The organism is Cyanobacteriota bacterium, assembly GCA_025054735.1.
Classification (GTDB): domain Bacteria; phylum Cyanobacteriota; class Cyanobacteriia; order SKYG9; family SKYG9; genus SKYG9.
Genome location: JANWZG010000230.1, coordinates 1 through 6,295, shown reverse-complemented (window position 1 = coordinate 6,295; position 6,295 = coordinate 1). Strand labels below are relative to the sequence as shown.

Genomic DNA, 6,295 nt, shown 5'->3' with positions numbered 1-6,295 from the left:
GCTTGAGGGCAGAGCGAATAAACGTTGTCGTTTCTGGGTTACCTGCAACGGATAGTACTCGCCCCCGATCGTCACAGACCACCACTTGAACATGATGAATCGACTCAACAAGCCCTTCTCGCAACAACCGCACTTCAATTTCAGCGGCCTGGGTTCGTCTTCCCCTAGTCATGAACTACAGCCTGCAAAACGTTCACAGAATAACACAGGTAAGGACACTGATGGTGAAAACTACAGCAAGGATTACAAATGTGCGTCGCAGTCTGCGCAGAAGTGGCTGAACTTCATAGGTCATGACTAAGCGATCGCGAATCAAGTCGTCACTGGGTTTCTCCCAAGTTTGTCCGTCATACCAGCCCGACTCTTCGTAGGGCACAGTAGCCCGCGCGAGGCGATCGCCAACATAGGTCCATCCTAGGTAGAGCCATGCCAACACTAATCCCAACAGGAAACTTGCCCCAGCTAGTCCGCCTAAGAAGAACTGCACAGGTTGCTTTAGGGGGGCAAAGCTGGCCGCAGCTACAGGTGCCACCAAGAGCCAACTGATGCCTACAATCCAGACCATAGGAATTACATACTCACGGTTGCCCAAGGTTGCCCAACGATAGAACCAGGAGTTTGCCAAGTCTTGATACTCATTAATAGGGAGTTGCTCCCTAGGTACGGGGCATTTGGAAGTTTGGAGGCTCATAGATCACTCGATCGCTACGAATTCACTGACGGCTGTGACCCAGCCTAGTAGGGACTGCACAAAGATACCACCATCCACAGGGTTACCAAGATAGCAGCTAGGGAATGGGAAAGAAATCAAGCAAGCAATTTTTATCACACCAACACCTTGCCTCGGATGAGACAACAAATACCCCTCGATTCCAAGCAAGCCCTAGCCCCTAGCTGGTTAGCCTACAATGCTGGCATCCCAGGCTAAGGCTGCACACACAACCTAATGTTTACTGTAGCGTAAGCACTTATAAATACCCAACTCTTTAAGTAGCCAACTCTCTCTGCTGCTGACTAACCTGCAATTGCCCCTAGCTAGCTGATTGCAAACACCCAGCAATTACGAACCCTAGGCCATTACCATACCGCCATCAACATTGAATACTTGACCTGTGATGTAAGCAGCAGCAGGATCCGCTGCAAGAAAGCGCACCATGCCTGCTACCTCTTCAGGAGTACCATAGCGACCTAGGGGAATAAATTTCAAAATTTCCTCTGACTTGAGGTCACTAGTCATGTCGGTAGTGATGAAGCCGGGTGCCACCGCATTGACGGTAATGCCACGGCTAGCCATTTCTTTGGCAACGGTTTTTGTAAACCCAATGACCCCAGCTTTGGCAGCACTGTAATTCGCTTGGCCAGGATTGCCCATCTGACCAGCGACAGAAGCAATGTTGATGACTCGGCCTGACTTTTGCTTCAGCATGATCTTGCTGACCGCTTTGGTGCAGAGAAACACGCCTGTGAGGTTGAGGTCGATGACAGCCTGCCAATCTTCTAATTTCATCCGTAGCAGCAATGTGTCGCGGGTAATGCCAGCATTGTTCACTAGCACATCAACTCGCCCCCACTTGTCTACGATCGCAGCCACTAGAGCATCGACTTGATCCGGTTGGGAGACATCTGCTTGAAGGGCGATCGCCTCTCCTCCCTTGGCCCGAATGTCAGCAACAACCTGCTCAGCAGCACTAGCCGAACTAGCATAATTAACAGCAATAGCTGCACCTTCAGCCGCCAATGCCATGGCTACCGCCCGACCAATGCCTCGTGACGCTCCCGTAACGATCGCCACCTGTCCTACTAACTGTCCTGTTGTCATGAATTTTGTTGTGTTCATTAACCCTAGTCATCATATCAATTGACGGGGATCGCTTGATAAATGGGTGTTGTGATCACGATCGTCGCCCGTCAGCAATAGCACCCTACACTGTCGCAGCAGATTGCTAAATCACGATGCTTTAAGGGGGGTCGAGGGGGGCCTAGATCCCCTTGTGGGAACGTCCCCTACACCCCCTTCCTAGAAAAATCCTTACCTGTTAGGACTATCAAATCACGATAGACTGATGAAGCTGCCTAGCTGCATTGCGAGAAAAACAGACGTTACACCATAGGAGCATGGCGGGATTCGTTATGTCAGATTTTGATGAGGCAACGCCTGCTGACACAGACTCTACGCAGTCACCTGAACCAGTGATTAGTACTAGCAAAGCCAGCACCAGTGAGGCCGACGATCAATGCTGCCATTTAGAGCCAGCGTCAGCTACCAACGAACAAGCCTTAGAGGTCACAGCGCCCGCTGAACCAGCTTCTCAGACAGCCATAGAGCCTATCACCAGTGACTCTGCCAGCACAGAGTTACCAAGCGCATCAATCGTCCCGCAGGATGGTAACGATCAGCCAGATTCTCCCAAGGTAGATTTAAGGGTTCAAGTGCGATTACATCGCCAAGACGATCGCCTCGTGTTGACCCTACCAGCGGGCGGCACTGATCCCCAAGCAGCCGATAGTGAGTTTACCTGGACTGAGCTGCAACATCAGCTTCAACAACGCCTCATCCATGGAGAACCCTTTTGGCAGCCAGGAATGGCTGTAGACCTAGTAGCCTACAATCGCCTCTTAACCGACGAGCAATTACAGGCCATGGCAGAGATTCTGGCTACTGTGGAGTTGACCATCAGTCGCGTGCTCACCAATCATCGACAAACAGCAATTACAGCAGCTACGGCTGGATATTCTGTCGAGCAATCATCCCAGTTACGAAACCCTCTTCCAGAAACAGGCATTATTCAAGCAGAGCCGCTCTACCTGCAAAACACCCTGCGATCGGGCGTGGAAGTTTGTCATCCTGGATCCGTAATTGTCTACGGTGACACAAATCCTGGCAGCACGATCATAGCTAATGGTGACGTGCTCATTTGGGGTCGCCTACGGGGTGTTGTTCAGGCCGGGGCAACAGGCAACGTCAGAGCCTGCATTATGGCATTGCGAATTGAGCCACCTGCCCAACTACGCATTGCTGACTATCGTGCCAGAGCACCCAAGCCCCCTGACCAGTGGTATCCAGAAGTCGTCTACGTAGCCAATCGGACCATTCGGATTATCCACGCCAACGAATTTTCTCGCCCTGCTTATCCTGCTCAATAACAGGGAGTATACTGAAGGCATCTCCGTTAACTAGCTAAACCATGGCAAACAAACCTCCTTACATGGCGGCTGAACGCCTACAGCGATTGCAAGAGTTGAAGGAAACTGCACTAGGACTTGTGTCTACCCGCAGTTTTCCGGCGATCGTGGGTACGGCAGATATGATGCTGAAGTCGGCTGGTGTGACCTTGGTTGGCTATGAGAAAATTGGTAGTGGCTTCTGTACTGCTGTCGTGCGAGGAGGCATCGCCAATGTACGGCTAGCAGTTGCAGCCGGGGTTGAAACTGCTGAGAAATTTGGGCAATTGGTCAGCTCATCCATTATTCCCCGTCCCTTAGCTAATTTGGAAGCTGTATTGCCGATCAGCGTCAAGCTAGCAGAGTTGTCCTACGATCGTCGCTACAGCCGGTTGAGCAACCTTGCCGTGGGCTTACTGGAAACTCGTGGCTTTCCAGCCATGGTAGGTGCCGCTGACAGTATGTTAAAAACCGCTGATGTGCAACTGGCTGGATACGAAACCATTGGTGACGGTCTCTGTACAGTTGTGATTCGTGGTGCTGTTGCTGATGTAGCAATGGCAGTCGAAGCTGGAATGCATGAGGCGGAACGCATCGGCGAATTGCACTCGGTGATGGTTATTCCTCGGCCATTGGATGATTTGGAAGAGACCTTGCCGATCGCCAGTCATTGGCTGGAGCATCCCCAACCATTGCCGAATTTGGTACCCTTGGCAGCCAAGCAAGAAACCCTTACTCCCTTGCACCTGCCGGATTTACAAGAGGTGCCTGTGCCTGCAAATCCGGTTGAGACAGTTCATGCGGAAGTCCTTGAACCTGAGACAGACTCTGATCGCTAACCTCCGTACCATACCTATCGCCCCGTATTGGGACTAACCACTGTATTGGGACTGACTAAGTGTGAACCTGAGCATGACCCTAGTGAAGGCATTTAAGCACCGCTATTCGCTATATCTCATGGCAGTAGCGGTGTTATTGCTAGTTGGTTTATTGCCCGTAATGGCGGCCATCTATGTACGACGGGTCACTGCTCAGTGGCGCTATGAAAGTCCTCAACAGGTGCCCAATGAGCGAGTTGCGATCGTCTTTGGTGCTGGTGTCTGGGCAGATGGCACTCCCACACCAATGCTGGCTGATCGCATTCAAGCAGCCGTTGCCTTGTATCGTCTGGGGCGAGTACAAAAGCTCCTCATGACTGGTGACAACAGCACCATCTACTACGATGAAGTCACCACCATGAAGCGTTATGCCATGGACTTGGGCATCCCTGAGCAAGACATCACCTTAGACTATGCAGGCTTTAGTACCTATGAAAGTTGTTACCGTGCCCGCGATATTTTTGGCATCAAGGCGGCTGTACTGGTTACCCAGCGGTTTCATTTGCCCCGCGCTGTCTACACCTGCCGCCAGATGGGCATAGCAGCGATCGGTCTGGCAACACCCGACTGGGAAGTTTACGGTCGTAGACTCATTCGCTATTACAACACTCGCGAAATATTAGCAGTCACTAAAGCCCTTATTGAGGTGCATCTGCTGCAACCGTTACCCACCTTCCTTGGCCCCTTTGAAGGTATCTGATAGCCATGCGGATCCTAGTTGTTGATGATGAAGTAGAACTGACCAACTCGCTGCAACGTGCCCTAACCCGCGAGGGCTATCTGGTAGACACTGCCCACGATGGTGCTATGGGTGAAGCATTGACCACTCAGACTAGCTATGACTTGTTGATTTTAGACTGGATGTTACCCCAGCAGTCTGGTCTGGACATTTGCCAACACTTGCGGGCACGAGGCAGCACAACTCCGGTGTTGTTCCTGACGGCCAAGGACACGATCGATGATCGGGTACAAGGTCTAGATGCAGGTGCCGATGATTACCTTGTGAAACCCTTTGAACTGCGAGAATTACTAGCACGGGTGCGAGCCTTGCTGCGCCGACCCATCAACCAGCCCCATACCTCAGCGCCTACCCCGCTGCCTACATCTACCCACCTGCGTGTTGCTGATCTAGAACTGGATCCAAGCAATCAGGTAGCCTATCGCGGCGGACGCACGATCGACCTGTCAGAAAAGGAATGTACATTGCTAGCCTATCTGATGGAACATCCAGGGCAATTGCTGACCCATGACCAAATTTATAGACACCTTTGGCAAGGGGAAGAGCAGCCTGCCAGCAATGCTCTTGCTGCCCAGATTAAACTCCTGCGTCGCAAAATTGAAGCTCCTGGGGAATCTGCCCTCATCCATACGGTTTATGGTCGCGGTTATCGCTTTAGTGCTGCTTCAGCAAATCCTGACAATCTCCCCTAACGGCTAGAGTTGCTATTTGTCAGTAGAGAGTGCGCTACGCTCTCAGCATACCGACTGACCGGCACTAGCGTTGGCTCTGTCCAAAGCTGATGGCTTAGGAGCCACAACCATTCACCTAAAATTTGTAATAAGGTTGTAATATTATCTCAACATCGTAAGATTGTCTTAAGAATTGATAGGTCAAACGTTATATTCTTGGCAAGATAGCTAGTTCAGTCCGATACGATAGTTCTAGGAGAATACTATGGCGCTCGTTCCTATGCGATTGCTGCTTGACCATGCAGCAGAAAATGGTTACGGCATTCCAGCGTTCAATGTCAACAACATGGAGCAGATTCAGGCAATCATGCAAGCTGCCCATGAAACTGATAGTCCTGTGATTTTGCAAGCGTCTCGCGGTGCTCGTAAGTATGCAGGCGAAAACTTCCTCCGCCATCTAATCTTGGCTGCGGTAGAAACCTATCCCCATATTCCTATCGTGATGCACCAAGATCATGGTAACGAGCCTGCTACCTGCTACTCTGCGATTAAGAACGGCTTTACCAGCGTCATGATGGATGGCTCTCTGGAAGCTGATGCTAAGACTCCTGCTAGCTATGACTACAACGTCGCTGTTACTAGTGAAGTCGTGAAGGTAGCTCACTCCCTAGGGGTCAGTGTTGAGGGCGAACTAGGCTGTTTGGGATCCCTGGAGACTGGTATGGGTGAAGCAGAAGATGGCCACGGCGCTGAAGGTGTGCTCTCTCACGACCAGCTCTTGACTGATCCTGACCAAGCTGTTGACTTTGTGGAGCGCATTCAAGTTGATGCTCTGGCAGTGGCGA

At 51.2% G+C, this 6,295-nt stretch carries 9 protein-coding genes; 5 read left to right on the top strand and 4 right to left on the bottom strand.

What is annotated here, in order from left to right; all coding sequences use genetic code 11:
• The 4 genes from NZ772_11790 to fabG all read right to left on the bottom strand — a co-directional run.
• On the bottom strand, positions 1 to 172 hold a 172-nt coding region (locus tag NZ772_11790; protein MCS6814228.1), incomplete at its 3' end, for an asparaginase.
• Between the two features lie 21 nt (positions 173 to 193).
• Positions 194 to 691 (bottom strand): CGLD27 family protein, encoded by a 498-nt coding sequence (locus NZ772_11785; protein MCS6814227.1) that lies wholly within the window; start codon positions 689 to 691, stop codon positions 194 to 196.
• Positions 692 to 694: 3 nt separating this feature from the next.
• Positions 695 to 856: a hypothetical protein gene (locus NZ772_11780; protein ID MCS6814226.1), complete on the bottom strand. Its 162-nt coding sequence runs from the start codon at positions 854 to 856 to the stop codon at positions 695 to 697.
• A 213-nt stretch (positions 857 to 1,069) separates the two neighbouring features.
• Positions 1,070 to 1,819 carry a 3-oxoacyl-[acyl-carrier-protein] reductase gene (fabG, locus tag NZ772_11775; GenBank protein ID MCS6814225.1) on the bottom strand — a complete coding sequence of 250 codons (750 nt, stop codon included), beginning with the start codon at positions 1,817 to 1,819 and terminating at the stop codon, positions 1,070 to 1,072.
• Positions 1,820 to 2,115: 296 nt separating this feature from the next.
• Between fabG and NZ772_11770 the strand changes: the two genes are divergently transcribed.
• From NZ772_11770 to NZ772_11750, 5 genes are all read left to right on the top strand, one after another.
• Positions 2,116 to 3,144 carry a septum site-determining protein MinC gene (locus NZ772_11770; GenBank protein ID MCS6814224.1) on the top strand — a complete coding sequence of 343 codons (1,029 nt, stop codon included), beginning with the start codon at positions 2,116 to 2,118 and terminating at the stop codon, positions 3,142 to 3,144.
• 41 nt (positions 3,145 to 3,185) lie between these two features.
• On the top strand, positions 3,186 to 4,001 hold the full coding sequence (locus NZ772_11765; protein MCS6814223.1) for a carbon dioxide-concentrating mechanism protein: 816 nt from the start codon (positions 3,186 to 3,188) through the stop codon (positions 3,999 to 4,001).
• A 118-nt stretch (positions 4,002 to 4,119) separates the two neighbouring features.
• A complete protein-coding gene (locus NZ772_11760) occupies positions 4,120 to 4,740 on the top strand; it encodes a YdcF family protein (GenBank protein MCS6814222.1) in 621 nt (206 codons plus the stop codon).
• 5 nt (positions 4,741 to 4,745) lie between these two features.
• A complete protein-coding gene (locus tag NZ772_11755; protein MCS6814221.1) occupies positions 4,746 to 5,471 on the top strand; it encodes a response regulator transcription factor in 726 nt (241 codons plus the stop codon).
• Positions 5,472 to 5,715: 244 nt separating this feature from the next.
• On the top strand, positions 5,716 to 6,295 hold a 580-nt coding region (locus NZ772_11750; GenBank protein MCS6814220.1), incomplete at its 3' end, for a class II fructose-bisphosphate aldolase.